The organism is Solimonas fluminis (assembly GCF_002930645.1).
Taxonomy (GTDB): Bacteria; Pseudomonadota; Gammaproteobacteria; order Nevskiales; family Nevskiaceae; genus Solimonas_A; species Solimonas_A fluminis.
On sequence record NZ_PSNW01000002.1, the window covers coordinates 299,630 to 325,280 of the forward strand.

Annotated in this window: 25 protein-coding genes; 15 read left to right on the forward strand and 10 right to left on the reverse strand. The window is 67.9% G+C overall.

The genetic code is table 11. From position 1 onward, the window contains the following. Positions 1 to 307 precede the first annotated feature (307 nt). Complete coding sequence (locus tag C3942_RS05180) at positions 308 to 1,456, reverse strand: deoxyguanosinetriphosphate triphosphohydrolase (RefSeq protein WP_104229297.1); 1,149 nt, start codon at positions 1,454 to 1,456, stop codon at positions 308 to 310. 119 nt (positions 1,457 to 1,575) lie between these two features. Between C3942_RS05180 and C3942_RS05185 the strand changes: the two genes are divergently transcribed. Continuing rightward, on the forward strand, positions 1,576 to 1,854 hold the full coding sequence (locus C3942_RS05185; protein WP_104229537.1) for a type II toxin-antitoxin system Phd/YefM family antitoxin: 279 nt from the start codon (positions 1,576 to 1,578) through the stop codon (positions 1,852 to 1,854). Next, positions 1,851 to 2,174, forward strand: coding sequence for a type II toxin-antitoxin system RelE/ParE family toxin (locus tag C3942_RS05190; RefSeq protein WP_104229298.1), 324 nt, complete (start codon positions 1,851 to 1,853; stop codon positions 2,172 to 2,174). The genes C3942_RS05185 and C3942_RS05190 overlap by 4 nt, the downstream gene beginning before the upstream one ends. A 194-nt stretch (positions 2,175 to 2,368) precedes the next feature. Here the strand turns inward: C3942_RS05190 and aroB are convergent, their stop codons facing one another. From aroB to dnaA, 5 genes are all read right to left on the reverse strand, one after another. After that, positions 2,369 to 3,463 (reverse strand): 3-dehydroquinate synthase, encoded by a 1,095-nt coding sequence (gene aroB / locus C3942_RS05195; RefSeq protein WP_104229299.1) that lies wholly within the window; start codon positions 3,461 to 3,463, stop codon positions 2,369 to 2,371. 6 nt (positions 3,464 to 3,469) lie between these two features. Beyond that, positions 3,470 to 5,950, reverse strand: coding sequence for a DNA topoisomerase (ATP-hydrolyzing) subunit B (gene gyrB, locus C3942_RS05200; protein WP_104229300.1), 2,481 nt, complete (start codon positions 5,948 to 5,950; stop codon positions 3,470 to 3,472). Between the two features lie 71 nt (positions 5,951 to 6,021). After that, positions 6,022 to 7,104, reverse strand: coding sequence for a DNA replication/repair protein RecF (recF, locus tag C3942_RS05205; RefSeq protein ID WP_104229301.1), 1,083 nt, complete (start codon positions 7,102 to 7,104; stop codon positions 6,022 to 6,024). Positions 7,105 to 7,107: 3 nt separating this feature from the next. Then, positions 7,108 to 8,208 carry a DNA polymerase III subunit beta gene (gene dnaN, locus C3942_RS05210; RefSeq protein ID WP_104229302.1) on the reverse strand — a complete coding sequence of 367 codons (1,101 nt, stop codon included), beginning with the start codon at positions 8,206 to 8,208 and terminating at the stop codon, positions 7,108 to 7,110. A gap of 275 nt (positions 8,209 to 8,483) precedes the next feature. Then, entirely contained in the window at positions 8,484 to 9,848 is a 1,365-nt protein-coding gene (gene dnaA, locus C3942_RS05215) for a chromosomal replication initiator protein DnaA (protein WP_104229303.1), read from the reverse strand. A gap of 171 nt (positions 9,849 to 10,019) precedes the next feature. Here dnaA and rpmH point away from each other — a divergent pair, with 171 nt between their 5' ends. The 5 genes from rpmH (at position 10,020) to mnmE (ending at position 13,923) form a co-directional block, all read left to right on the forward strand. Continuing rightward, positions 10,020 to 10,160: a 50S ribosomal protein L34 gene (rpmH, locus tag C3942_RS05220; protein WP_104229304.1), complete on the forward strand. Its 141-nt coding sequence runs from the start codon at positions 10,020 to 10,022 to the stop codon at positions 10,158 to 10,160. A gap of 10 nt (positions 10,161 to 10,170) precedes the next feature. Continuing rightward, positions 10,171 to 10,536 carry a ribonuclease P protein component gene (gene rnpA / locus C3942_RS05225; RefSeq protein ID WP_104229305.1) on the forward strand — a complete coding sequence of 122 codons (366 nt, stop codon included), beginning with the start codon at positions 10,171 to 10,173 and terminating at the stop codon, positions 10,534 to 10,536. Further along, a complete protein-coding gene (gene yidD, locus C3942_RS05230; RefSeq protein ID WP_104229306.1) occupies positions 10,512 to 10,769 on the forward strand; it encodes a membrane protein insertion efficiency factor YidD in 258 nt (85 codons plus the stop codon). The genes rnpA and yidD overlap by 25 nt, the downstream gene beginning before the upstream one ends. A gap of 6 nt (positions 10,770 to 10,775) precedes the next feature. Continuing rightward, complete coding sequence (yidC, locus tag C3942_RS05235) at positions 10,776 to 12,467, forward strand: membrane protein insertase YidC (protein ID WP_104229307.1); 1,692 nt, start codon at positions 10,776 to 10,778, stop codon at positions 12,465 to 12,467. 106 nt (positions 12,468 to 12,573) lie between these two features. Next, positions 12,574 to 13,923 carry a tRNA uridine-5-carboxymethylaminomethyl(34) synthesis GTPase MnmE gene (gene mnmE, locus C3942_RS05240; RefSeq protein WP_104229308.1) on the forward strand — a complete coding sequence of 450 codons (1,350 nt, stop codon included), beginning with the start codon at positions 12,574 to 12,576 and terminating at the stop codon, positions 13,921 to 13,923. 6 nt (positions 13,924 to 13,929) lie between these two features. On the opposite strand, the gene C3942_RS05245 is transcribed toward mnmE, so the two are convergent. Continuing rightward, positions 13,930 to 14,760 (reverse strand): alpha/beta fold hydrolase, encoded by an 831-nt coding sequence (locus tag C3942_RS05245; RefSeq protein WP_104229309.1) that lies wholly within the window; start codon positions 14,758 to 14,760, stop codon positions 13,930 to 13,932. Beyond that, on the reverse strand, positions 14,757 to 15,716 hold the full coding sequence (locus C3942_RS05250; RefSeq protein ID WP_104229310.1) for an ester cyclase: 960 nt from the start codon (positions 15,714 to 15,716) through the stop codon (positions 14,757 to 14,759). Before C3942_RS05250 ends, C3942_RS05245 begins: the two co-directional genes overlap by 4 nt. A gap of 107 nt (positions 15,717 to 15,823) precedes the next feature. Here C3942_RS05250 and C3942_RS05255 point away from each other — a divergent pair, with 107 nt between their 5' ends. After that, positions 15,824 to 16,459: a TetR/AcrR family transcriptional regulator gene (locus C3942_RS05255; RefSeq protein ID WP_104229311.1), complete on the forward strand. Its 636-nt coding sequence runs from the start codon at positions 15,824 to 15,826 to the stop codon at positions 16,457 to 16,459. A 6-nt stretch (positions 16,460 to 16,465) separates the two neighbouring features. On the opposite strand, the gene C3942_RS05260 is transcribed toward C3942_RS05255, so the two are convergent. Beyond that, entirely contained in the window at positions 16,466 to 17,299 is an 834-nt protein-coding gene (locus C3942_RS05260; protein ID WP_104229312.1) for a class I SAM-dependent methyltransferase, read from the reverse strand. A 75-nt stretch (positions 17,300 to 17,374) separates the two neighbouring features. On the opposite strand from C3942_RS05260, the gene C3942_RS05265 reads away from it, so the two are divergent. The 5 genes from C3942_RS05265 to C3942_RS05285 are packed head-to-tail and all read left to right on the forward strand — an operon-like array spanning position 17,375 to position 20,014. Next, positions 17,375 to 17,821, forward strand: coding sequence for a helix-turn-helix domain-containing protein (locus C3942_RS05265; RefSeq protein WP_104229313.1), 447 nt, complete (start codon positions 17,375 to 17,377; stop codon positions 17,819 to 17,821). Continuing rightward, positions 17,818 to 18,186: a DUF2784 domain-containing protein gene (locus C3942_RS05270; RefSeq protein WP_104229314.1), complete on the forward strand. Its 369-nt coding sequence runs from the start codon at positions 17,818 to 17,820 to the stop codon at positions 18,184 to 18,186. The genes C3942_RS05265 and C3942_RS05270 overlap by 4 nt, the downstream gene beginning before the upstream one ends. Beyond that, the gene (locus C3942_RS05275) at positions 18,183 to 18,632 is read left to right on the forward strand and encodes a YiiD C-terminal domain-containing protein (RefSeq protein WP_104229315.1); all 450 of its coding nucleotides are present in this window, start codon (positions 18,183 to 18,185) and stop codon (positions 18,630 to 18,632) included. Before C3942_RS05270 ends, C3942_RS05275 begins: the two co-directional genes overlap by 4 nt. Further along, positions 18,629 to 19,153: an NUDIX domain-containing protein gene (locus C3942_RS05280; RefSeq protein ID WP_104229316.1), complete on the forward strand. Its 525-nt coding sequence runs from the start codon at positions 18,629 to 18,631 to the stop codon at positions 19,151 to 19,153. Before C3942_RS05275 ends, C3942_RS05280 begins: the two co-directional genes overlap by 4 nt. A gap of 6 nt (positions 19,154 to 19,159) precedes the next feature. Continuing rightward, positions 19,160 to 20,014: an alpha/beta hydrolase family protein gene (locus C3942_RS05285; RefSeq protein WP_104229317.1), complete on the forward strand. Its 855-nt coding sequence runs from the start codon at positions 19,160 to 19,162 to the stop codon at positions 20,012 to 20,014. Between the two features lie 156 nt (positions 20,015 to 20,170). Here the strand turns inward: C3942_RS05285 and C3942_RS05290 are convergent, their stop codons facing one another. Then, positions 20,171 to 21,094 (reverse strand): LysR family transcriptional regulator, encoded by a 924-nt coding sequence (locus C3942_RS05290; protein WP_104229318.1) that lies wholly within the window; start codon positions 21,092 to 21,094, stop codon positions 20,171 to 20,173. Between the two features lie 120 nt (positions 21,095 to 21,214). Here C3942_RS05290 and aceE point away from each other — a divergent pair, with 120 nt between their 5' ends. Both aceE and aceF read left to right on the forward strand, forming a co-directional pair. Further along, a complete protein-coding gene (gene aceE / locus C3942_RS05295; RefSeq protein WP_104229319.1) occupies positions 21,215 to 23,872 on the forward strand; it encodes a pyruvate dehydrogenase (acetyl-transferring), homodimeric type in 2,658 nt (885 codons plus the stop codon). A gap of 12 nt (positions 23,873 to 23,884) precedes the next feature. Next, positions 23,885 to 25,558 carry a dihydrolipoyllysine-residue acetyltransferase gene (gene aceF / locus C3942_RS05300; protein ID WP_104229320.1) on the forward strand — a complete coding sequence of 558 codons (1,674 nt, stop codon included), beginning with the start codon at positions 23,885 to 23,887 and terminating at the stop codon, positions 25,556 to 25,558. Positions 25,559 to 25,651 lie beyond the last annotated feature (93 nt).

The window sequence follows — 25,651 nt, forward strand, 5'->3', positions numbered from 1 at the left end:
GAGGTGCGCCCCTGCACCTGCAGCCCGCATCGTCTGCTCCGCGTGGAACAAACCCAAACGCCGGCCCAGCCATGCCATCCGTAGGATGCGGAGAGCGCAGCGAACCGCATCATCGACGAAGGGAGGTGATCGATGCGGCTCGCTGCGCTCTCCGCATCCTACGGAAGGAAGGAGCTAGCGAAGGTGCCGAGGATCAAACAGACGCTCATGCTCATCGCGCGCGTTGCAGTAGCAACGCGAGTCAGCCGGCGAAGAGAGTCCCGCGCAGGGGGTATCGACGGCCAGCCGGGTCCGCGCCGGAGCGCGCCTAGCGCAGTCTTCTGGGATCGAACAGGCGCTCGTGCTCATCCAGCGCATAACGATCCGTCATGCCCGCGATATAGTCCGCCACCACGCGCGCGCGGCCGGCTTCGTCTTCCGCCTGCTTCGCCTCGTCGTAGAAGTCCGGCGGCAGCAGGCGCACGTCGCCGTGCAGGGTCTCGAACAGCTCACGCACCACGCGCTGCGCCTTGGTGGTCATGCGGTAGACGCGGTGATGGCGGTACAGGTTCTCGAACAGGAACTTCTTCAGCGCGCGCGACTCGGCGGCGATCTCTTCGCTGTAGGCCATCAGCGGCTTGTCGCGCTCGCGCACCTCAGCGATGCTCTTCGGCTTCGCCGCCTTCAGGTTGGCGCGCGAAGTCTCGGTGAGATCCACCACCAGCGTGTTGATGATGCGGCGGATGGTTTCGTGGCGCGCCTGCTTGGGATTGAGGTCCTGGCCGTGCGCCTTCAGCGCCTCGTCGTGATGCCGGCGGAACAGCGACACCTCGCGCATCTGTTCCACGGAGAGCAATTCCGCGCGCAGGCCGTCGTCGATGTCGTGGTTGTTGTAGGCGATCTCGTCGGCGAGGTTCGCCAGCTGCGCTTCCAGGTTCGGCTGCTGGCGCTTGATGAAGCGCTCGCCGATCTCGCCGAGCTTGCGCGCGTTCTTCAGGGAGCAGTGCTTGAGGATGCCCTCGCGCGTTTCATAGGAGAGATTGAGTCCGCGGAAGCTGGCGTACTTGTCCTCCAGGTGATCCACCACGCGCAGCGACTGCAGGTTGTGCTCGAAGCCACCGTAGGGCTGCATGCAGCTGTTGAGCGCGTCCTGGCCCGCATGGCCGAAGGGCGTGTGGCCCAGGTCGTGCGCCAGCGAGATCGCCTCGGAGAGATCGACGTTGAGCTGCAGGTTGCGCGCGATGGTGCGCGCGAGCTGCGCCACTTCCAGCGAATGCGTCAGGCGCGTGCGGAAGTGGTCGCCCTCGTGGTTGATGAAGACCTGCGTCTTGTACTCCAGCCGGCGGAACGCGGCGGAGTGGATGATGCGGTCGCGGTCGCGCTGGAACTCGCCGCGGTTGCCCGGCGGCGGCTCGGCATGCAGGCGGCCGCGCGAATGCGCTTCACTGGCGGCGTAGGGGGCGAGGTCGGCGCTCATAGGTCTGCAAAGTGTAATGACTTTGCTTTCCGCTTGGGCAAAGCACTCCCGCCCCGGGCATGGGACACCAACATGACCTATACTCGGACTGAATTCCGGTCATGCTTGAGGACGCCGTCATGAAGCTATCCACCCGCATCAAACCCATCAGCTATCTCAAGGCCCACGCCTCCGAGATCGTGCGCGATCTGGGCAAGACCGGCCCCGCGCTGGTGATCACACAGAACGGCGAGGCGAAAGCCGTCCTCCAGGACATCCACAGCTATGAGCAGACGCAGGAGACGCTGGCGCTGCTGAAGGTTCTCGCCCTGGGCCAGCAGCAGATCGCGGAAGGCAAGGTCGTCCCGCTTGATGAAGCGATTGATCGGATCAAGACATCGCGCCGGGGCAGCAAATGAAGTTCAACGTCGCCCTCACGCAGGATGCGCTGCGTGATCTCGACGAGCTTCATGCATTTGTAGCCGACCAAGACGGGTTGGCTCGCGCGGACAAAGTCCTGGATGGCGTCCACGCCACCTTATCGAAACTCAGGGACTTTCCGAATCGCGGCGAGTATCCGCCGGAGCTGGCCGCTCTCGGAATCCGGGAATTTCGCCAGGTTCACCACAAGCCCTACCGGATGATCTACGTCGTGCGCGGCCAAAGCGTATTCATCCTCGCTGTCATCGACGGTCGCCGCGACATGCAATTGCTTCTGCAGCGTCGATTGCTGGGCTAAGCGATGCAGGCGGTTTCGCGCAGCGAAGCCGGGAACCCACTCGCAAGCACCGGCTGTGGCTGCCATGGAGCCGCATCGTTCCCGCCTTGCCTGCGGCAAACCGGGCGACGGTCTTGTTCCACGTGGGAGCGACGCCAGTCGCGATCTTTTGAGAGGGCCTTCGCGACCGGCGTCGCTCCCACTTCAAAGCAGCGCTACTGCTTCGTGAAATGCTCCAGCGTCGCCTGCAGCGCGTCCTTGTCGAAGTCGCCGCTGACCACGGCCAGGCCGATGCCGCGCATCAGCACCAAGCGCAGCTTGCCGGCGGCCACCTTCTTGTCGTGGCCCATCAGCTCCAGGAACTGCTCCGGCGTCATGCCCGCCGGCGGCTTCACCGGCAGGCCGGCGCGGGCGACGAGCCTGGTGCAGCGCTCGGCATCCTTGGCGCTCATCCAGCCCAGCCGCGCGGAGAGATCCGCGGCCATCACCAGGCCGGTGGCCACGGCCTCGCCGTGCAGCCACTGCGTGTAGCCGGTGTAGGTCTCGATGGCATGGCCGAAGGTGTGGCCCAGGTTCAGCAGCGCGCGCGGGCCGGCACCGCCGGCCAGCGACTCGCGCTCGTCCTGCGCGACGATGCGCGCCTTGAGCTCGCAGCTGCGATAGATCGCCTTGGTCAGCGCGTCGGTGTCGAGCACCAGCAGGTCGTCCAGGCGCTGCTCCAGCCACTTGAAGAAGTCGCTGTCGGCGAGCATGCCGTACTTGATCACTTCCGCGATGCCGGCCAGCAGCTCGCGCTGCGGCAGGCTGCGCAGCGCGGTGGTATCGGCCAGCACCAGGCGCGGCTGGTGGAAGGCGCCGATCATGTTCTTGCCGCGCGGGTGGTTCACGCCGGTCTTGCCACCGACCGAGGAGTCCACCTGCGCCAGCAGCGTCGTGGGGATCTGGATGAAGTCGATGCCGCGCTGGTAGATCGCCGCGGCGAAGCCGGCCATGTCGCCGATCACGCCGCCGCCCAGGGCCACCAGCACGCCGTCGCGGTTGAGGCGCGCGCCCAGCATCCAGTCGAGCACGCGCTCCACCGTCGCCCAGCTCTTGTGCTCTTCGCCCGCCGGCAACACCAGGGCGTCTTCTTCCTTTAAATTCAACGCGTTAAGAACGTGCGTCAGGTACAGCGGCGCGACGTTGCTGTCGGTCACCAGCTTCAGGCGGCGGCCTTCCACCTCGGCATACTGGCGCGCGTCGGCCAGCAGGCCCGCGCCGATGCGGATCGGGTAGCTGCGGTCCGCCAGCTCGACGTTCAGGGACTTCATGCGGGCCTACAGGTCCAGGTTGCTGGCCAGCAGCGCGTTCTTCTCGATGAAGTCGCGGCGCGGTTCCACCTGCTCGCCCATCAGGGTGGTGAAGATCTGGTCCGCCGCCACGGCATCCTCGATGTTCACGCGCACCAGGCGACGGTTGGCCTTGTTCAGCGTGGTTTCCCACAGCTGCTCGGGGTTCATCTCGCCCAGGCCCTTGTAGCGCTGGATGCCGAGGCCGCGGCGGGCTTCGTTGAGCAGCCAGGCGTAGACGTCGTCGATGCTCTGCACCGCCACCGGCTGGCGCTCGCCGCGCTTCACCTGCGCACCCTCGCCGATCAGGCTGGCGGTGCTCTCGCGCAGCGTGGCGATGCGGCGATAGTCGCTGCCGGCGAAGAAGTCGTGGTTGAAGTTGAAGATCTGCGTGGCGCCGTGGAAGCGGCGCGAGACCTGCAGCAGCGGACCCTCAGCACCCATCTGCGAGTTGACCGAGAAATCACCCACCAGGCCGCCTTCGTTCAGGGCAACGTAGAAGCGCTCGGACCAGCCGCGCAGGCCGTTCTCGTCGGCCGGCAGCGGCGCCAGGCGCGCCAGGGTCTGCAGCACGTGGTGGTCGTAGCGGCGGCCCAGGCGCTCGATGCTGTCCTGCACGGCGGCGTACTCGCGCACCAGGCGCTCCAGTTCGGCCGCCGGCAGTGCCGGCTGGCCCTCGGCCGGGAACAGTTGCGCGTCGTTCAGCGCGGTGGCGATCAGCCAGTCGTTGAGCGCGTGGTCGTCCTTGACATAGGTCTCGTGCTTGCCGGCCTTCACCTTGTAGAGCGGCGGCTGCGCGATGAACACGTGGCCGCGTTCCACCAGCGTGAACATGTGGCGGTAGAAGAAGGTCAGCAGCAGCGTGCGGATGTGCGAGCCGTCCACGTCGGCGTCGGTCATGATGATGATGCGGTGGTAGCGCAGCTTCTCGGGCTTGAACTCGTCCTTGCCGATGCCGCAGCCCAGTGCCGTGATCAGCGTGGCCACTTCCTGCGAGGACAGCATCTTCTCCAGGCGGGCGCGCTCCACGTTCAGGATCTTGCCCTTCAGCGGCAGGATGGCCTGGAACTGGCGATCGCGGCCCTGCTTGGCGGAGCCGCCTGCGGAGTCACCCTCGACCAGGAACAGTTCGGATTTGGCCGGATCCTTCTCCTGGCAGTCCGCCAGCTTGCCCGGCAGGCCGATGCCGTCGAGCACGCCCTTGCGGCGGGTCATCTCGCGGGCCTTGCGCGCGGCTTCGCGGGCGCGGGCGGCTTCCACGATCTTGCCGGTGATCATCTTGGCTTCCGCCGGGTTCTCCAGCAGGAAGTTGGCGAGCTTCTCGGCCACCACCTCTTCCACGGCCGGACGGGCCTCGGAGGAGACCAGCTTCATCTTGGTCTGCGAGGCGAACTTCGGATCCGGCATCTTCACGGACAGCACGCAGGCCAGGCCTTCGCGCATGTCGTCGCCGGCGATGTCCACCTTCTCCTTCTTGGCGATGCCGTTCTCTTCAATGTACTTGTTGATGACGCGGGTCATCGCCGCGCGCAGGCCGGTCAGATGGGTACCGCCGTCGGACTGCGGGATGTTGTTGGTGTAGCACAGCACCTGTTCCTGGTAGCTGTCGTTCCACTGCATCGCCACTTCCACGGTCAGTTCCACGGGACCGCCGGTGCTGCCGGAGACCGTGGCCGTGCCGCTGGCGTAGAACACGTTGGGATGCAGCGCGGTCTTGGCGCGGTTGATGTACTCCACGAAGCCTTTCACGCCGCCGGAGAACGCAAAGTTCTCTTCCTGGGCGGTGCGCTCGTCACGCAGGCGGATCTTCACGCCGTTGTTGAGGAAGGACAGCTCGCGCAGGCGCTTGGCCAGGATGTCGTAGTGGAACTCCACCTTGCCGAAGATTTCCTCGTCGGCCAGGAAGTGCACCTCGGTGCCGCGGCCCTCGGCCGGGCCCAGGATCTTCAGCGGGGAGACTTCCACGCCGTTCTGGACTTCCACCAGGCGGTTCTGTGGAACACCGCGGGCAAACTCCAGGAAGTGCTTCTGGCCGTCGCGGCGGATGGTCAGGGTCAGCTTCTTGGACAGGGCGTTGACGCAGGACACGCCCACGCCGTGCAGGCCGCCGGAGACCTTGTAGCTGTTCTGGTTGAACTTGCCGCCGGCATGCAGCACGCACATCACGATCTCGGCGGCGGTGCGCTTGGGCTCGTGCTTGTCGTCGAACTTGATGCCCACCGGGATGCCGCGGCCGTTGTCGGACACGGTGATGGACTGGTCGGCATGGATGGTCACGACGATGTCGTCGCAGTGGCCGGCGAGGGCTTCATCCACAGAGTTATCCACCACCTCGAACACCATGTGGTGCAGGCCGGTGCCATCGGAGGTATCGCCGATGTACATGCCCGGACGCTTGCGGACGGCCTCCAGGCCCTCGAGCTGCTGGATGCTGGATTCGTCGTATTCGTTGTTCGGAGGAACAGTCATGGATTCGACCTGGTGGAAGCTGTCATTTTAGCATTTTCAGGGGGTTCGGCCCGGCCCGGAGCCCCCGGAGACTAGGGAGAAACCGCCCTGCAGCGGCCATGTTCCACGTGGAACATGGCCCCCTCCCCGATGTTTTCCAGCACGCCGGCCGGGGCGAAGCTGGTGATGAAGAGCTGCCCGGGATAGTCCCGGAGGGTCTGGAACAGGCGCTTCTGGTAGTCCTCGCCCAGTTCCGATCCAAAATCATCCACAAGCAGAATGGGGGCGCTGCCAGTGGTTTCACAGATCAGCTCGCACTGGCTCAGCAGCAGGGCGGCGATCAGCTGCTTCTGCTGGCCGCGGCTGACCAGGGTCTTGGTCTGGCGCTGGAACAGGCGCAGGCGCAACTCGGCCCGCTGGGGTCCATCCTGGGTCAGGCCCTGCTGCCGGTCCCGGGCCAGGTGGGCATCCAGGGTCTGGCGAAGGCTCTGCCCGGCCGTCCACCCCGCCTGCAGGTCCAGGGACCAGTCGTCCGTATCCAACAGGCGCGGCACCAGGCGTTCCATATAAGGACGCAGGGCTTCGAGCTGCGCCAGGCGGTAGGCGTGGACCTGTTCGCCGGACTGCGCCAGTTCCGCGGTCCAGGGCTCCAGCTCGCGGTCCGGCGCGCGTTGGCGCAGAGCCAGGTTGCGCTGCCTCAGGGCCCGGCTGTAGCGCCTCCAGGCCGGATGGAAGCCATGTTCCACGTGGAACACACCCCAGTCGAGGAAGCCCCGGCGATAGCTGGGACCGTCCTGCAACAACTTATGCAAGCCTGGTTCAAGGATTTGCACAGGATATTCACGGAGTAGTTCCAGGCGGCTGGCCGCCTGCCCTGCCCGCTTCTGGGCCAACTCGCCCTGGGCCCAGGCGGCATCCACGACCACGGGCAGTGCTTCGCCCTGCTCCTGGTAGCGCCCGCGCAGGCGCCAATGCTTGCCGGCGGGACCGGCGCAGTCCTGCAGGCTGCTGCCGCGGAAGGACCGGCCGCGGCTGAGGACATGCACCAGTTCCAGCAGCGTGGTCTTGCCGGCGGCATTGTCCCCATAAACGAAATTGAGCCTGCGGTGGAACCGCAGGCTCAAGGTTTCGAACACCCGGAAGTTTTCCGCCCCGACCTGGGCGAGATGCGGCATGCCTTAGAGGCGCATCGGCATCACGACGTACTTGGCGGACGAGTCGTCGGCCGCATGGATCAGGCCGGAGGAGTCGGAGTTCTTCAGCTCCATCACGAACTGCTCGCCGCTCAGGGCGCCCAGGGCGTCGAGCAGGTAGTTCACGTTGAAGCCGATCTCCAGGGCGGAACCCTGGTAGCTGACTTCCAGGTCTTCCTCGGCCTCTTCGTGCTCGGGGTTGTGCGTCTGCAGGACCAGCTTGCTGCCGTCCAGGTTGAGGCGCACGCCGCGGAACTTCTCGTTGGACAGGATCGCCGTACGGGCCAGGGCGCGCTTCACCAGCTCGCGGTCGGCCTGCAGCTTCTTGTCGCCGGACTCGGGGATCACGCGCTCGTAGTCCGGGAAGCGTCCGTCGATGAGCTTGGAGGTCATGCGGACCACGTCGACGTCGACCTGGATCTGGCCGGCGCCGATCTTCACCGTGACGGACTCGTCGCTGGGGTCCAGCAGGCGGGTCAGTTCCAGCACGGCCTTGCGCGGCACGATGACCTGCAGGTTGTCCTTGAAGCCGGTGTCCAGGCCCGCCTCGCTCATCGCCAGGCGATGGCCGTCGGTGGCCACGCAGCGCACACGCTTGGCGGTGACTTCCAGCAGCAGGCCGTTGAGGTAGTAGCGGACGTCCTGCTGCGCCATGGCGAACTGGGTGCGCTCGATCAGCGTGCGCAGGGCGCGGCGCGGGATCACCAGCTCGCGGCCTTCGGCCAGGCGTCCCATGGCCGGGAATTCGTCGGCCTTGAGGCAGGACAGCGAGTAGCGGCTGCGGCCCGACTTGAGGGTGGCCTTGTCGCCGGAGACGTCCAGCGAGATCTCGGCGCCTTCCGGCAAGCCGCGGCAGATGTCGAAGAGCTTGCGGGCCGGGAGGGTGGCACGGCCGGGCGCCAGGTTCTGCACGCGGGCGCGGGCTTCGAGCTCGATCTCCAGGTCGGTGCCGGTGACGATCAGTTCGTCTTCCCGCGTTTCCATCAGGAAGTTGGAGAGCACCGGCAGGGTCTGCCGACGCTCGACCACGCCGATCACCGCAGAGAGCGCTGCGAGCAGCTCGTTTCTCCCCACTTGGAGTTTCATGACATCACCTTATTAATATGTAGATTGATTAATGATGTAAAAACAATAACAACAAGGACCGCCTGCCGCTGGTGATAACTTCCGACTAATGCTTGCGCATCAATCGCTTGAAACCGGTTTCCGGGACTGGACAGACGGGCTGCCGGCCTTCGGATGAACTGTGGATAAACCTTGAGCTTAATTTATCCACAGCTTCTTGCAAGCGTTTTCCGAAGCCTTGCCATGCACTCCGTCCACAGCTTGTTCTTCCTCCCGAAATCCCCTGCCCGCCTCCCTCAGAAACCGAGCTGGCGCTGCAGGTTCTCGTAGTCCTCGCGGATCTTCAGGTCCTGTTCGCGCAGTTCCGCCACCTTGCGGCAGGCGTGCAGCACGGTGGTGTGGTCCTTGCCGAAGGATTCGCCGATCTCCGGCAGGCTGTGCTGGGTCAGCTCCTTGGCCAGGGCCATCGCGATCTGGCGCGGTCGCGCCAGCGTGCGGGTGCGGCGCGGCGAGGACAGGTCGGAGACGCGGATGTTGTAGTAGTCCGCCACCTTGCGCTTGATGTTCTCGATGGTCACCTGGCGCTCGTAGGCGGCCAGCATGTCCTTGAGCGTGGTGCGGGCGAAATCGGTGGTCAGCGGCTCGCCGCGGAAGCGGGCGCTGGCGGCCAGGCGGTGCAGCGCGCCTTCCAGGTCGCGCACGCTGGAGCGCACGCGCTGGGCGACGAAGATCGCCACGTCGTCCGGCAGCTTGAGGTCGTGGCTCTGCTCGGCCTTGCTCTGCAGGATCGCGATGCGGGTTTCCAGGTCCGGCGTTTCCACCGCCACGGACAGGCCCCAGGTGAAGCGCGACTTCAGGCGGTCGTCGATGCCGTCCACGTCCTTGGGATAGCGGTCGCAGGTCAGCACGATCTGCTTGCGGCTGTCGATCAGGGAGTTGAAGGCATGGAAGAACTCTTCCTGCGTCTTCTCCTTGTAGGCGAAGAACTGGATGTCGTCGATCAGCAGGGCGTCGACGGAGCGGTAGTAGGACTTGATGTCGTCCCAGCGGCCGTGGCGCACCCCGGTGACGTACTGGCTCATCCACTGCTCGGCGAACAGGTAGGCGACGCGGGCCTGCGGGTTGCGCCGCTGGATCTCGTTGCCGATGGAATGCATCAGGTGGGTCTTGCCCAGCCCGGTCGGTCCATAGATCAGGAGCGGGTTATAGGCCCCGCCCGGCGACTCGGCCACGTATTGCGCCGCGGCCCGCGCCTGGGAGTTGGACTTGCCCTCGATGAAGTTCGCGAAGGTGAAGCGCGAATCCAGCTTGGGGGCATTGCCCATCGGCGGCTCGTCCGGGGCGGCCGGGGCCAGTACCGGTTCGGGGCCGGCGGCCGGGGTACTCGGCGGGCCGGCGGGGGCGCGCACCTCGGCGCTGCCGACGGCCAGCTCGACTTCCGGCAGGGTCTCGCCGGAACTGGCGCGCACGGCCCGGCGGATGGTGCCGAGGAAGTCCTGGCGTACGCGATCCAGGACGATGCGGTTGGGCGCCAGCAGCAGCAGCCGCTCGCGCGAGGCGATGGGGTGCAGCGGCCGGATCCAGGTCGCGATGTCCTTGTCGGGCAGTTCGGCCTCGAGCCAGCGCACGCACTGCGTCCACAGTTCTTCCGAAGAATGCATCTCGCTTCTAATAATTAGTATGAGGGCGTCTTTCTAGCGCCGGGCAGGCAGTCTACCCGTTCGGAAACGACTTATCCACAGCCTCCCGCGGTCCTGCGGCTTGCTCTAAGTCCCTGCCTGCGGATAAAATCCGCGCCCTTTTGCATCAACACACGTTTTCAGGGTGATGTCATGGCAACCAAGCGTACTTTCCAGCCGAAGAAACTGCGTCGCGCCCGCACGCACGGCTTCCGCGCCCGCATGGCGACCGTCGGTGGCCGCAAGGTCATCTCGCGCCGCCGCGCCAAGGGCCGCAAGCGCCTGATCCCGTAAGGATCGGTCGATGACGGCGCGCTTTCCGCGGCGCGCCCGCCTGCAGAAGCCCGGCGAGTTCAAGGCGGCTTTTGAGCGCGGCAGCCGCCTCAACGAAAAGTGGCTGACCGCGCTGGTCGTTTCCAGCGGGGACCCCGAGTCCCGGCTGGGACTGGCGGTACCCAAGAAGGCGGTACCGCGCGCGGTGGACCGCAACCGCATCAAGCGCCAGATCCGTGAAAGCTTCCGGATCCGGCGCAATGCCCTTCCGGCCGTGGATATCGTGATCCTGGCCAAGGGGGGCTGCCTGCAGGCGACGCCCGAGCAGCTCAGCGACGTCCTCGACCGGCTCTGGAGCCGCGTGGTGGCCAAATGCGCACCCTCAGCCTCTTCCTGATCCGCTGCTACCAGCTCTTCATCAGCCCGCTGCTGGGGCCGCGCTGCCGTTTTTACCCCAGCTGCTCCCACTACACCGCCGAAGCGATCCGCCGCCATGGCTTTTGGCGCGGCGGCTGGCTAGGCTTACGCCGCCTCGTGCGCTGCCATCCCCTGAATCCCGGCGGCTACGATCCCGTTCCCGAACATCTTGGCGCGCCGCCGCAGGATTCCTGCCGCTGCCCGCACCACTGACCCGACATGGAAAACCGCCGTTTCATCCTGATCGCCCTGCTGGGTGTCGTGCTGTTCTTCATCTACCAGGCCTGGCAGAAGGACTACGGCGCCAAGCCGCTGCCGCAGGCCCCGGCCGCGGCGACCGCTGCTGCCGCCATCGACGACGTGCCCACCGCGGCGCCTGCGCCGGCCGCCGCCGCCCCCGGCGCGGCCGTGACCGATGCGGCTCCGGCCGCGGTCACCGCGGGCCCGGCCCGCCGCATCCGCGTGGAGACCGACCTCTACATTGCGGAGATCTCCACCGAGGGCGCCGAGCTGCGCCGCGTGGAGCTGAAGGGCTACCCGGTCTCCAAGACCCGGCAGAACGAGCACTTCGCCCTGCTCGACGACCGCAACGGGCGCTACTACGTGCTGCAGAGCGGCCTGGCCGGCAGCCAGGCGGCGCTGGTCACGCACAAGACGATGTACAGCGCGCCGCAGGCCGACTACCGCCTGGTGGAAGGCAGCGACCATCTCGACGTGGTGCTGACGACGCAGCAGGCCGGCCTGACCGCCACCAAGACCTACCGCTTCAAGCGCGGCAGCTACCAGATCGAGCTGCAGCAGGGCCTGAGCAACACCGGCGCCGCGGCGCTGGACGCCAGCCCCTACGTGCGCATCGCGCGCACCGAGTACAAGAGCGGCGACGAGCCGCCGTTTGCCTCCACCTTCACCGGCGTGGGCCTCTACGAGCAGAAGGAAGCGGGCGGCGACAGCTACCGCTTTGCCAAGACCAAGCTGGAAAAGCTGGCCAAGGAGCCGGTGGAGAAGCAGCAGAACGGCGGCTGGATCGCCATGCTGCAGCACTACTTCGTCACCGCCATCCTGCCGCCGCCGGGCGAAGCCCTGACGCTCAGCGCCAAGCCTTCGCCGCAGCACGGCTTCGTGGCGCAATACGTCGGCGCCACGCAGAAGATCGAGCCGGGCCAGCAGGCCACGTTCAACACCGGCCTGTACATCGGCCCCAAGCTGCAGGACAGCATCGGCAGCCACGCCAAGGGGCTGGAGCTGACGGTGGACTACGGCATCCTGACGCCGATCTCCGAGCCGCTGTTCTGGCTGCTGGAGAAGCTGCACAAGTTCACCGGCAACTGGGGCTGGGCCATCATCCTGCTGACGATCATCGTCAAGGGCCTGATGTACAAGCTGTCGGAAGCGCAGTACCGCTCGATGGCGAAGATGAAGAAGTTCGCGCCCAAGCTGCAGGACATCAAGGAGCGCTACGGCGACGACCGCGAGCGCCAGCAGAAGGCGATGATGGACCTCTACAAGAAGGAGGGCTTCAACCCGCTGGCCGGCTGCTGGCCGCTGCTGGTGCAGTTCCCGGTGTTCATCGCGCTGTACTGGGTGCTGCTGGAGTCGGTGGAGCTGCGCCAGGCCGACTGGGTGCTGTGGTTCAACGACCTGACCGCGCCGGATCCCTTCTACGTGCTGCCGGTGCTGTTCGGCATCACCATGTTCGTGCAGCAGAAGCTCTCGGGCAACACGGCGATGGACCCGATGCAGCAGCGCATCATGAACGTCATGCCGATCGGCATGACCGCGTTCTTCGCCTTCTTCCAGTCGGGCCTGGTGCTCTACTGGGTGACCTCGAACCTGATCGGCATCGCGCAGCAGTGGTTCATCACGCGCAAGCTGGAGCGCGAGGAAGCGCTCAAGGCCGAGGCGAAGCGCTAAGCCGTATTCTCCAGTGGGAGCGACGCGAGTCGCGATCTTTCAACCGGAAAAGATCGCGACTCGCGTCGCTCCCACTTTTCGTTTGGGGGCCGCTAAGCTTGCCCGCATGAGCCCCGCCACCGACACCATCGCCGCCATCGCCACCGCTCCCGGACGCGGCGGCGTCGGCATCCTGCGGATCTCCGGCCCTGCGGCGCAGGCCATCGCCTCCGCGATCGCGGGACCCTTGCCGCCGCCGCGCCAGGCCGGCCTGCGTCCCTTCCGCGCCGCGGACGCGAGCACGCTGGACGAGGGCATCGTGCTGCGCTTTCCCGCACCGCAGTCCTACACCGGCGAAGACGTGGTGGAGCTGCAGGGCCACGGCGGCCCGGTGGTGCTGGACCTGCTGCTGCGCCGCGCCTGCCAGCTCGGCGCGCGCGTGGCGCGCCCCGGCGAGTTCTCCGAGCGCGCCTTCCTCAACGGCCGCATGGACCTGGCGCAGGCCGAGGCCGTGGCCGACCTGATCGACGCCGGCACCGCGCAGGCCGCGCGCGCCGCGCAGCGCTCGCTGGAAGGCGCGCTGTCGAAGCAGGTCCACGCGCTGGCCGAAGAGCTGGTGGCGCTGCGTGTGTTCGTGGAAGGCGCGCTGGATTTCTCCGACGAGGACGTGGACTGGCTGGGCGATGCGCAGCTGCGCGCGCGCCTGGAAAAGCTGATTGCGGATCTCGACGCCCTGCTGGCCGGCGCGGCCCAGGGCCGGCGCCTGCGCGAAGGCCTGGTGGTGGCGCTCACCGGCCAGCCCAACGTCGGCAAGTCCACCCTGCTCAACCGCCTCGCAGGCGCCGAGGTGGCCATCGTCACGCCGGTGGCCGGCACCACGCGCGACGTGCTGCGCGAGAACCTGGACCTCGACGGCCTGCCGGTGACGGTGGTGGATACCGCCGGCCTGCGCGACAGCGACGACCTGGTGGAACGCGAGGGCATCCGCCGCGCGCGCGCGGCGCTGGCCAGCGCGGAACTCGGCCTTTATCTGGTCGACGACCGCAGCGGCGCCGACGACACCGACCAGCAATTGCTGGCGAGCCTGCCCCAGGGCCTGCCGGTGTGGGTACTGCACAACAAGTGCGACCTCAGCGGCCGCGAGCCGGAAGTCTTCGAGCATGACGGCCGCCGGCACCTGCGCTTCAGCGCCGGCAGCGGCGCGGGCCTGGAACTGCTGCTCGCCGAGATCCGCCGCTTCGCCGGAGTGAACGCGAGCGAGAGCGCCTTCTCCGCGCGCAGCCGCCACGTGGATGCCCTGCGCCGTGCCCGCGCACTGGCCGGCGACGCGCAGGCACGCCTGCGCGAATCCGCGATGCCGGAACTCGCCGCCGAGGAACTGCGCCTGGCGCACGAGGCGCTGGGCGAGATCACCGGGCGCTTCACCACCGAGGACCTGCTGGGGCGGATCTTCTCGAGCTTCTGCATCGGCAAGTAAGGCGCCTCAAGCGGCGACGAAGCCCTCCAGCAGCCGGGCGAAGATCGCCGGCTGGTCCTCATGCACGTAGGTCATGGACTGCGGCACCACTTCCAGGCGCGCGTTGGGAAACACGGCGGCCAGGCGCTGACCCAGCGACAGCGGGAACAGCAGCCGGTCATCCACTCCCCAGATCAGCAGTACCGGCCGTTCGAAGCGCGCCAGCGACTCGGCGGCCTGCAGCGTATGCGCGGCCGACCAGCCGCGTACCACGCGGCGGAAATTGCGGCGCACCGCGGCGCTGGCCACGAAGTGGCGCGCGTAGCGCCGGTGGATGTCCTCGCCGGACAGGCGATGCGACAGCAGGCCCAGCGCCATCGACGAGCGCAGGAAGGCGCGCGAGCGGAACAGCAACGCCATCACCGACAGGTAGCCGGGGATGTTGACGCGGGCCTGCAGCGCCGCGAAGTGCTTCGGCGGAAACACTTCCAGGGCATCGCAGTTGCTCAGCACCAACCGCGACACGCGCGCGGGATATCGCGCTGCATAGACCTGGGCATAGGCACCGCCGGTGTCGTTGCCGACCAGCGTGAACGACTCCAGCCCCAGTTCCACGGCGAACTGTTCGATCAGCGCGGCGATCCCCGGCGCCGACAGGTCGGCGCCATCGGGGAACGCGACGGCCTGGGCTCCGAGCGGCAGGTCCGGCGCGATGCAGCGGTAGCGCGGCGACAGATGGCTGATCACGTCGCGCCAGGTGTCGCCGTTGATCAGCGTGCCGTGCAGCATCAGCAGCACCGGGCCGCGGCCCTCGTCGCGGTAGGCCAGCTGCCCGGATGGGAGGTCGACCGTCTTCATGCGGCGGCGGCAGCCGCGGTCTGGGCCGACAGCATCTCGAGCACCGGCAGGACCTGCTGCAGGGGCAGGCCGGTCTGGCCGCAGAGCATGGCGAGGTCGATGAAGAAGCGCTCGCGCAGCAGCAGCCCGCCCTTGAACTCGAAGGCGGAGAAGAACGGCAGGTTCGCGGTCTTGCCGCTGGCGGGAATGCCGAGGAAGTCGCCGCCGTGCGTCATGCGCACCGTGCCCCAGCAGGCGGCGCCGCTGGTATCGGCCACCAGGCCGTCTAGGGTCGGGCGGAAGTCGGGGAAGGCATGGAAGAACAGGCCGAGCTGCTGCGCGGTCTCGTTGCGGTTGCGCGAGGCCATGCGGAAGGGCACGGCGTCGATGCCGAAGTCCGGGTGGCAGATCGACAGTGCGGCGGCGATGTCGCCGTTGCCCTTGGCCATGCCGTAGCAGCGCACGAAGATTCCGCGCACCGCCGTCTCGATGTCCTTGAGGTCGCGCGCGCAGCTCGGCGCGCGGTAGGGCGAGCCGGCGGGGTGCAGCGCGGCGTCATGCTGCTGCAGGTAGGCGGTGGCGCGCTCGCCGTGGCCGGGCGCCAGCGTTTCGTGGAACTCGACGATCTTGCCGCCGCGGTGCACGGTCAGGTGCTCGCCGTCGACCACGAAGTCCGGCAGTCCGGCGCGGCGCAGGCGCAGGCGGAAGCGCATCCAGATGCCCTCGCCGCGCACTTCCGGGCCTTCGATGATCTCGGGAATGCGGGCGTCGAAGCGGCGGTCGATGCCAAGCACCACGCGGCGCAGGCCGGCGACCACCGCCGCGGCGCCGCGATCCGCCCCGGCGAAGGGGCCGCCGTCATGCACCACGTGGAGGGCGTCGTCGGCGAACAGGGGCTCCAGCAGCGACCACTGGTCGCTGGCGGCGGCCTGCTCGAAGACCAGCGCGTACTGGATGAATTCACTGCATGCACTCATGGGTCGCTCCAAGGCTCAAGGATGATTTTTTGAAATGATTACAAAATCTATTCAAGCATTCCGCAAGGCTTTTTGCAAACATTACAAAAAATGCATATCGTGACGGCATGAGCACAGCCAAGCGCCAGCCCGACCCCCGCCGCGCACAAACCCGCGAGGCCCTGCTGCAAGCCGCCGAAGCGGCCCTGCGCGAGACGCCCATCGACGAACTGTCGGTCGCCGAGATCGCGCGCCAGGCCGGCGTGGCGGTGACCTCGATCTACAACCACTTCGGCTCCAAGGCGGGGCTGCAGGCGGCCCTGGCCGAGCGCGCCATGGACGTGGACCGGCAGTACATGGACCGCGCCTACGTCGACCGGCGCTCACCGGTCGAGCAACTGCAGTCGGCCGCGGCCGAGTACCTGCAGTTCTACCTCGACTACCCCGACTACTTCCGCCTGCTGGCCTTTCCGCCCGAGCCGGGGCGCAATCCGGCCGGACAGGAACTCAACGAGCAGATCGCGCGGCGCGTGGACGAGCAGAACGCGCGCATGGTGAAGGCGCTGCAGCAGGCCATCGACGCCGGCCTGGTGCGCAAGGCCAACGCACGGGAGCTGGCAACGATCCTGTGGTCGGCCTGGAACGGCATGATCAGCCTGGGCTGGCGCGCCGACGGGCTGCGCAAGAACGAGAAGCAGCTGCGCAAGATGGTGACGCTGGCCACCGACATCATCACCGCCGGGCTGCTCAAGCCGCCCGGCTGACGGCCTTCAGGCCCGGGCGCCGACCTCCCAGCAGGCGGCGTCGAAGCACACCGTGTCGCCCCGCACGTAGGGCTCGAAGGCGACACGCACCACCTCGACGATGCGTCTGCGCATCGTCTCCTCCAGATCCTGCAGCACGCGCCCCACCGGGCCCAGGCGGGTCAGGTACAGCATCAGGTCGCGTTCGGGAAAACGGCAGCGGAGGTCGAGCGGGCGGATGTCGATCTCGCGCCAGCCGCTATCCTGCAGGATACGCCGCACGCGCTCGCGGTCGGCGAAGGCGAACTGCCCCGGTGCACCGGGCCTGCGCGGCGGGAGCTGCGGCAGCAAGGGAGCCGCCGCGCGCTCGGCGGTGGTCATGAAGGGATTCTCCGCGGCGCTGCGCCAGGCGACCAGGCAGAGCCCGGCGCCGGGCCGCGCGGCGCGGTGCAGGTTGGAGAAGGCCTGTACGGGATCGCCGAAGAACATCACGCCGAAGCGCGAGACGATCCTGTCGAAAACACCGGGCTCGAAGGGATGGGTCTGCGCGTCGGCGCAGGTGAACTCCACCGGCAGCATTTCGCGGTCCGCGCGTTTCCGCGCCAGGGCGATCATCGGCTCCGAGAGGTCCACGCCCAGGCAGGGGTGGCCGCTGCGGCGCGCGAGGGCCAATGTGGTGGCGCCGGTGCCGCAGCCGACATCGAGCACCGGGCCCGGCGAAGCCGCGACGCGTTCGGCGAGATGCTGCTCGAAGGGTCGGAACATGTAGTCGAGCACGGCCTGGGCATCGACCCAGGCTTGCCCGGCCGCGCCGTTCCATAGCGCGGCCTGGTCTTCCTCGGGCGGGATGAGGTCGTTCATCGGCAATCTCCTGGGGCTTGCCCGAAGGGGCGTTGGGCGGCAATCTGCCACTTCAAGCCGACTTGAGGTCAAGCGATGCGTGAACTGGATATCGCCGAGGTGGCGCAGCGTTCCGGCCTGGCGGCTTCGACGCTGCGCTACTACGAAGAGAAAGGCCTGATCGCGTCGATCGGCCGGCACGGGCTGCGCCGCGTATTCGGTGCCGAAGTGCTGGACCGGCTGGCGCTGGTGGCGCTGGGACGCGCCGCCGGGTTCTCGCTGGAGGAGATGGCGCGGATGTTCGCGCCGGACGGACGCCCACGCATCGACCGCGGCGCGCTGGCGGGCAAGGCCGACGAGCTGGACCGGACGATCCGCCGCCTGGGCGCCGTGAGCCGCGGCCTGCGCCATGCGGCGGCCTGCAAGGCGCCCAGCCACATGGAATGCCCGACGTTCCGGCGCATCCTCAAGGCAGCGGCCGCCGGTGCGCTGGAAGAGACCCGGCAGGCGAAGACGCCCAGGCCGCGCCGGGTGCCGGCATGATCTACGCCCTGCTCGCCGACGCCGTCGTCGCCTTCCACTTCGGTTTCATCCTGTTCGCGGTGCTCGGCGCGCTGGCGGTGGCCTGGCGCTGGAGGCTGCGCTGGCTGCACCTGCCGGTGCTGGCCTGGGCCGCCGGCATCATGGCCCTGCACGGCATCTGCCCGTTGACGCCGCTGGAGAACCAGCTGCGCGAGCGGGCAGGCCTGCAGGGCTACGACGGCGGGTTCATCGACCATTACCTGCTGCCGCTGATCTACCCGGGGGGACTGACGCCCGGCCTGCAGCTGGCAGGTGCGGCCGTGCTGCTGGCCTTCAACGGGGCGTTGTACCTCTGGGCCTGGCGGCGGCATCATCCGCGGCCATGAACAACGAAGAGACCACGGCCTATCTCCACCGCAGCATCCCGCTGACGGCGGCGATGGACGTGCGCGTGCTGGTGCAGGAACCGGGCCGCGTGGAGATCCTGGCGCCGCTGGCGGCCAATGCCAACCACCACGGCAGCGCCTTCGGCGGCGCACTGTCGACGCTGGCGATCCTCAGCGGCTGGGTGCTGGTGCAGCAGGCGCTGGATGCGGCGGGCGTCGGTGCCAAGCTGATGGTCCAGCGCAGCGAATGCGACTACCTGGAGCCGGCGCTGGCCGACTTCCATGCCGAGAGCCGCCTGCCCGAGGCCGAGTGGCCGCGTTTCCTGCAGATGCTGCAGAAGCGCGGGCGTGCGAGGATCGGGATCAGCACCATCATCCGTATCGGCGAGCGCGAAGTGGCGCGAGCCAGCGGCACCTACGCCGCGATCAAGCAAGGAACGACATGAGCCGAGGATTCCGATTCTGCCCGCAGTGCAGCGCGCCGCTGGCCTCGCAGGACCATGACGGCGTGCCGCGCCTGGCCTGCGGCGCCGGCTGCGGCTTCGTGCACTGGAACAACCCGACGCCCGTGGTCGCGGCCGTGGTGCAGCATGGCGACGATCTGATCCTGGCGCGCAACGTTGCCTGGCCAGGCAAGTTCTTCGCGCTGATCACGGGCTTCCTGGAAGCCAGCGATCCCTCGCCGGAAGAGGCGGTGGTGCGCGAGGTGGAGGAGGAGCTGGGCCTGCAGGGCCGTGCGCCGAGCTTCATCGGCCACTACCGCTTCGAGCGCATGAACCAGATCATCATCGCCTACCACGTGGTGGCCGACGGCGAGATCAGGCTCGGTGCCGAGCTGGCGGAGTACATCCGCGTGCCGCCGGCGCAGGCCACCTACTGGCCGGCCGCGACCGGCCTGGCGCTGCGCGACTGGCTACGCACCCAGGGACATGATCCGCAGGAAATCCCCCTGCCGGGTCGCCGGTAGCCGGCCATGATCGCGGCGCGGCGCTGGCTGCTGACGCTCGCGCTGCTGCTGCCCTCCCTGGGTTCGGCGGCTCCGGTCGAGGAAACCCTGTCGCTGGACCTGGCCTCCGGGCGCGCGCTGGACGTGCGCCTGCTGCGCCCGGCGCAGGCGGGAGCAAAACTGCCCGCCGTGATCCTGCTGGGCGGCTACCGCCGCGGCGCCGGAGCGCTGGACCTGGTGAGCGCCGGCCGGCCTGTGCTGCTGGCCGGCTTCGACTACCCCGTGGAACTGCCGCGCAAGCTGCGGGTGTCGGAGGTCCCGCGCCTGGTGCCGCAGACGCGCCGCGGCATCGCCGAAACACGCGAGGGCCTGGCGGCGCTGCACCGGCAACTGCGCCAGCGGCCGGACGTGGATCCGCAGCGCATCACCCTGGTCGGCGTGAGCGCCGGCGCTCCCTTTGCGACGTTGGCCGCGGCAGACGCCGGCTTTCCCGCGGTGATCCTGGTGCATGGCTTTGCCGACCTGCCAGGCGTGATCCAGCACCAGTTCGCGCGGCGCTGGGAACCCAAGGCTGGCTGGCTCGGCCGCGCGGGCGCCTGGATGAGCTCGCGGCTGCTGCATGCCCTGCTAGGCCTGCCCAGCATCGAGCAGGCGGCCGCCACGCTGAAGCCGGGCCAGCGCGTGCTGCTGATCCGCGCCGAGCGCGACGACTTCATTCCCGCCGCCAGCAGCCTGGCGCTGGAGACCGCGCTGCGCCGCTCGGGCGCGCGGGTGGACCTGGTGGTACAGCCCGGCGGGCATGTGCGCGGTGCGGCGCAGGAAGAGTTGAAGCCGGTGCTGGAGGCTTCGCTGGAGTGGATGCGGGGCGAAAAGCTGATCTAGCCAACGCATGCAGGAGCGGCTGTTGGCCGCGACGGCCCATCGCGGCCAACAGCCGCTCCTGCAATCCGTTAGCTGCCGCGAAAAGTGGGAGCGCCATCCATGGCGGGACTTCAGCTACTTGAACGACCCCCGGCCCGGCCATCCCTGGCCGGACGTTCAGCGGGAAGAATGCCCACTGGGCATTCCTCTCTTCCGCTTCACCCGCTCGCGCGCCAGCGCCACCATGTTCGCCACCGTCGGCGAATCCTCGCCCTCGCGGTAGACCAGGCTCATGCGCGCGCTCGGCGCGTCGCCGGCGATGGCGCGGTAGGTGACGCCCTCGGAGTTGATCTGCTGCATCGACGCCGGCACCAGGGAGACGCCCAGGCCGGCCGCGACGAGATTGACGATGGAGGTGACCTGCGAGGCTTCCTGCGTCACGCGCGGGCTGAAGCCGCTGCGCCGGCAGGCGGCGATGATGTCGTCGTAGAGGCCGGAGCCGACCAAGCGCGGGAACAGCACGAAGTTCTCCGAGGCCAGCGCCCACAGCGACAGCGTGCGGAAGCGCGCCAGCGGATGGCCCTGCGGCAGCGCGACCAGCACCTCCTCGTCGAACAGGGGCTCGGTGACCAGGCCGGCGCTGTCGCCCAGCAGGGGGCGCACGAAAGCGATGTCGGCGGTGTTGTTCAGCACCGCGGCGGCCAGGGTCGGCGTGCTGTTCTCGTCGATCGCCAGGGCCACGTCGGGATAGCGCTGGCCGAACTCGCGGATCACGCGGGGGACAAAGGGATGGAAGGGCGCGGAGTTGATCATGCCGACGCGCAGCCGGCCCTGCTCGCCGCGTGCCACGCGCCGGGCCTGGGCGCTGGCGCGCTCGACCCCGGCCAGGATCGCGCGGGCGTCGTCGAAGAAGCTCTGCCCCGCCTCGGTCAGGGCGACGCCGCGCGGCAGGCGCCGGAACAGCGGCAGGCCCAGCTCCTGCTCCAGCTGCTGGATCTGCTGGCTCAGCGGCGGCTGGCCGATGCCGAGCCGCGAGGCCGCACGGGTGAAGTGCAGCTCCTCGGCCACGGCCACGAAGTAGCGCAGGTGACGCAGTTCCACGAGATATATGCAGGAAGTATGGCAAGTGCCTGATTCATATATTGGACATATGCATGGGGCACTGTCTACAGTCCCCTCGATTCGGTAAAACAGACATTCCACGCAGGCGAGGAGCAGGCCGTGGCACAGAACGAAGACATCGACGCCCTCGAAACCGCCGAGTGGCTGGAGTCCCTGGAGGCGGTGCTCAAGCACGCCGGCCCGGAGCGGGCGCACCAGCTGCTGGAGGCGCTGCAGCAGAAGGCGCGCCGCAGCGGCGTGTACCTGCCGTACTCGGCCAACACGCCCTACCTCAACACGATCCCGCCCGGGCTGGAGGAGCGCTCCCCCGGCGACCACGCGCTGGAATGGCGCATCCGCTCGATCATCCGCTGGAACGCGATGGCCATGGTGGTCAACGCCAACCGCGAGCACGCCGGCATCGGCGGCCACATCGCCAGCTTCGCCTCGTCCGCGACGCTCTACGACGTCGGCTTCAACCACTTCTGGAAGGGCCCCGACCATCCGCAGGGCGGCGACCTGGTCTACATCCAGGGCCACGTCACGCCGGGCATCTATGCGCGCGCCTTCCTCGAGGGCCGCCTGTCCGAGCAGGACCTGAAGCGCTTCCGCATGGAGGCGCTGGAAAAGGGCCTGTCGTCCTACCCGCATCCCTGGCTGATGCCGGACTTCTGGCAGATGCCTACCGTCAGCATGGGCCTGGGCCCGATCATGGCGATCTACCAGGCGCGGCTGATGAAGTACCTCCACAACCGCGGCATCGCCGACATGACCGGCCGCAAGGTCTGGTGCTTCTGCGGCGACGGCGAGATGGACGAGCCGGAGAGCCTGGGCGCCATCGACATCGCCGAGCGCGAGAAGCTCGACAACCTGATCTTCGTGGTCAACTGCAACCTGCAGCGCCTCGACGGGCCGGTGCGCGGCAACGGCAAGATCATCCAGGAACTGGAGGGCATCTTCCGCGGCTCGGGCTGGAACGTGATCAAGGTGGTCTGGGGCGCGGCCTGGGACGCGCTGCTGGCGCAGGACCGCAGCGGCAAGCTGCTGGAGATCATGCAGTCCACGGTGGACGGCGAGTACCAGAACTACAAGGCCAAGGGCGGCGCGTACACGCGCGAGCATTTCTTCGGCAAGACGCCGGAGACGCTGCGCCTGGTCGAGAACATGTCGGACGACGACGTCGCGCGCCTGAACCGCGGCGGCCACGATCCGCACAAGGTCTTCGCCGCCTACGCCGCGGCGGTGAAACACCAGGGCTCGCCCACCGTGATCCTGGCCAAGACCGTGAAGGGCTATGGCATGGGCGAGGCCGGCGAGGGCCAGAACATCACGCACTCGCAGAAGAAGATGGGAGAGGACGCGCTGCGCAAGTTCCGCGACCGCTTCCAGATTCCCATCTCCGACGATCTGCTCGCCGACATCCCCTTCTACCGCCCGGCCGAGGACTCGCCCGAGATCCAGTACCTCAAGCAGCGCCGCGAAGCCCTGGGCGGCTACCTGCCGCAGCGCCGCCCGACCAAGGACAAGCTGGAGATACCGCCGCTGATCAGCTTCCAGCGCCTGCTGGAGGGAACCGGCGAGCGCGAGATCAGCACCACCATGGCCTACGTGCAGTTCCTGCAGACGCTGCTGCGCGACAAGAACGTGGGGCCGCGCGTGGTGCCGATCATCCCCGACGAGGCGCGCACCTTCGGCATGGAGGGCATGTTCCGCCAGCTCGGCATCTACTCGGTGGTGGGCCAGAAGTACGCGCCGGAAGACGCGGACCAGCTGGCGTACTACAAGGAGGACATCAAGGGCCAGATCCTGGAAGAAGGCATCACCGAGGCCGGCGCCATGTCGTCCTGGGTGGCCGCGGCGACGTCCTACGCCAACCACGGCACGCCGCTGCTGCCCTTCTACATCTACTACTCGATGTTCGGCTTCCAGCGCATCGGCGACCTGGCCTGGGCGGCGGGCGACCTGCGCGCCCGCGGCTTCCTGCTGGGCGCCACCGCCGGGCGCACCACGCTCAACGGCGAGGGCCTGCAGCACGAGGACGGCCATAGCCACATCTACTCCGCGGTGATCCCCAACTGCCGCTCCTACGATCCGGCCTATGCCTACGAGCTGGCGGTGATCCTGCAGCACGGCATGGAGGAGATGTACGTCGAGCAGAAGGACTACTACTACTACGTCAGCCTCTACAACGAGAACCACACGCATCCGCCGATGCCGGCCGGCATCGAGAACGGCATCATCCGCGGCATGTACCTGCTGCGCTCGGAAGAGAAGCCCTCGGAGCGCCACGTGCAGCTGCTGGGCTCCGGCAGCATCCTGCGCGAGGTGATCGCCGCCGCCGAGCTGCTGAAGGAGGAATGGGGCGTGACGGCGGACGTCTGGAGCGTGCCCAGCTTCACCGAGCTGGCGCGCGACGGCATGGAGACCGAGCGCTGGAACCTGCTGCACCCGGACGCCAAGCCCAGGCTCAGCTACGTCGAGGAATGCCTCAAGGGCATGAGCGGCCCGGCCATCGCCAGCACCGACTGGGTGCGTGCCTACGCCGAGCAGATCCGCCCCTACGTGCCGATGCCCTATCACGTACTCGGAACCGACGGCTTCGGCCGCAGCGACAACCGCCCCGCCCTGCGCGACTTCTTCGAGGTGGACCGCCGCTGGATCGTGGTCAAGGCGCTCAAGGCCCTGGCCGAGCGCAAGCAGGTGCCGGCGGAGCGCGTCTCGCAGGCGATCAAGATCTACGGCATCAAGCCGAACCGCGCCGCCCCTTGGACCGTGTAAAGGAGCCCATCGATGAGCAATCTCGTTGACGTGAAGGTTCCCGACATCGGCGACAGCCATGACGTGCCGGTGATCGAGCTGCTGGTGAAGGACGGCGACACAGTCGAGAAGGACCAGCCGCTGCTGGTGCTGGAGTCCGACAAGGCGACGATGGAAGTGCCGGCGCCCGCCGCCGGCACCGTGCGCGCGTTGAAGGTGAAGGTGGGCGACAAGCTCAACACCGGTTCGGCGATCTGCCAGCTGGAGGGCGTGGGTGCAGCGGCTCCGGCATCGAAGGCTGAAGCAAGGCCTGCGCCGGCACCGGAGAAAAGGATCGCGGCTGAAGCCGCTCCCGCGAACAAGGCGGACGCGCCGGCTCCTGCCGCGCCCGCTGCGAGTGGCGGCAGCCTGGACGTGCGCATCCCCGATCTCGGCGACAGCAAGGATGTGCCGGTGATCGAGCTGCTGATCCAGGACGGCGACAAGGTCGAGAAGGACCAGCCGCTGCTGGTGCTGGAGTCCGACAAGGCGACGATGGAAGTGCCGGCACCCGCCGCCGGCACCGTGCGGGCGCTCAAGGTGAAGCTCGGCGACAAGCTGTCGAAGGGTGACCTGGTCTGTACGCTGGAAGGCGCGGCAGGCGTCGCGCCCGAGCAGAAGGCCGAGGCGGCGCCTGCGCCCAAGCGCACCGAGCCTGAAGTGATCGCCGAACCGGAAGCAGCAGGGGCGGCCGTTGGCCGCGACCCGGCTCCGGCGGCTGAACCGTCGCGGCCAACGGCTGCTCCTGCAAGCGCGTCGGGCGACGTGCCATACGCCGGCCCGGCCACGCGCCAGTTCGCGCGCAAGCTCGGCGTGGACCTGGCGCAGGTGAAGGGCTCCGGCCCGCGCGGCCGCATCGTCATCGAGGACGTGCAGGCCTTCGTCAAGGCCAGGCTCGGCGCGGCTCTGGCGTCCGTCGCCGCTGCCGCCGCGGGCGGCGTGGGGATCCCGCCGATCCCGGCGCAGGACTTCTCGCTGTTCGGCGAGATCGAGAACAAGCCGCTGGCACGCATCCGCAGGATCTCCGCTGCGCATTTGCACCGCAGCTGGCTCAACGTGCCTCATGTCACGCAGAACGACGAGGCCGACATCACCGAGCTGGAGGCTTTCCGCAAGGCGCAGGGCGAGGAGCTGAACCTCAAGCTGACGCTGCTGCCCTTCATCATGAAGGCGGTGGGCGCGGTGCTGAAGCAGTACCCGGAGTTCAACAGCTCGCTGTCGCCCGACGGCGAAAGCCTGATCCTGAAGAAGTACTGCCACATCGGCTTCGCCGCCGACACGCCCAACGGGCTGGTGGTGCCGGTGGTGCGCGACGTCTGGTCCAAGGGCATCGTGCAGCTGTCCAACGAATGCGGCGAGCTGGCGAAGAAGGCGCGCGACGGCAAGCTCAAGCCCGACGAGATGAAGGGTGGATGCTTCTCCATCTCCTCCCTGGGCGGCATTGGCGGCAGCCACTTCACCCCGATCGTGAACGCACCCGAGGTGGCGATCCTCGGCGTGTCGCGCTCGCAGATGAAGCCGGTCTGGAACGGCAAGGAATTCCAGCCGCGCCTGATGTGCCCGCTGTCGCTGTCCTACGACCACCGCGTGATCGACGGTGCCGCCGCGGCGCGCTTCGTGGTGTCGCTGGGCAAGCTGATGGCGGACATGCGCCGGCTGGCACTTTGAGGGCCAGGGCCTGTCGAAGGCCCTGGCAGCGGCTAGCTGAACGAACGCTGAAGCGGCGCGAAATAAAACCGTTTGTTTCGCGCCGCTGCGTTG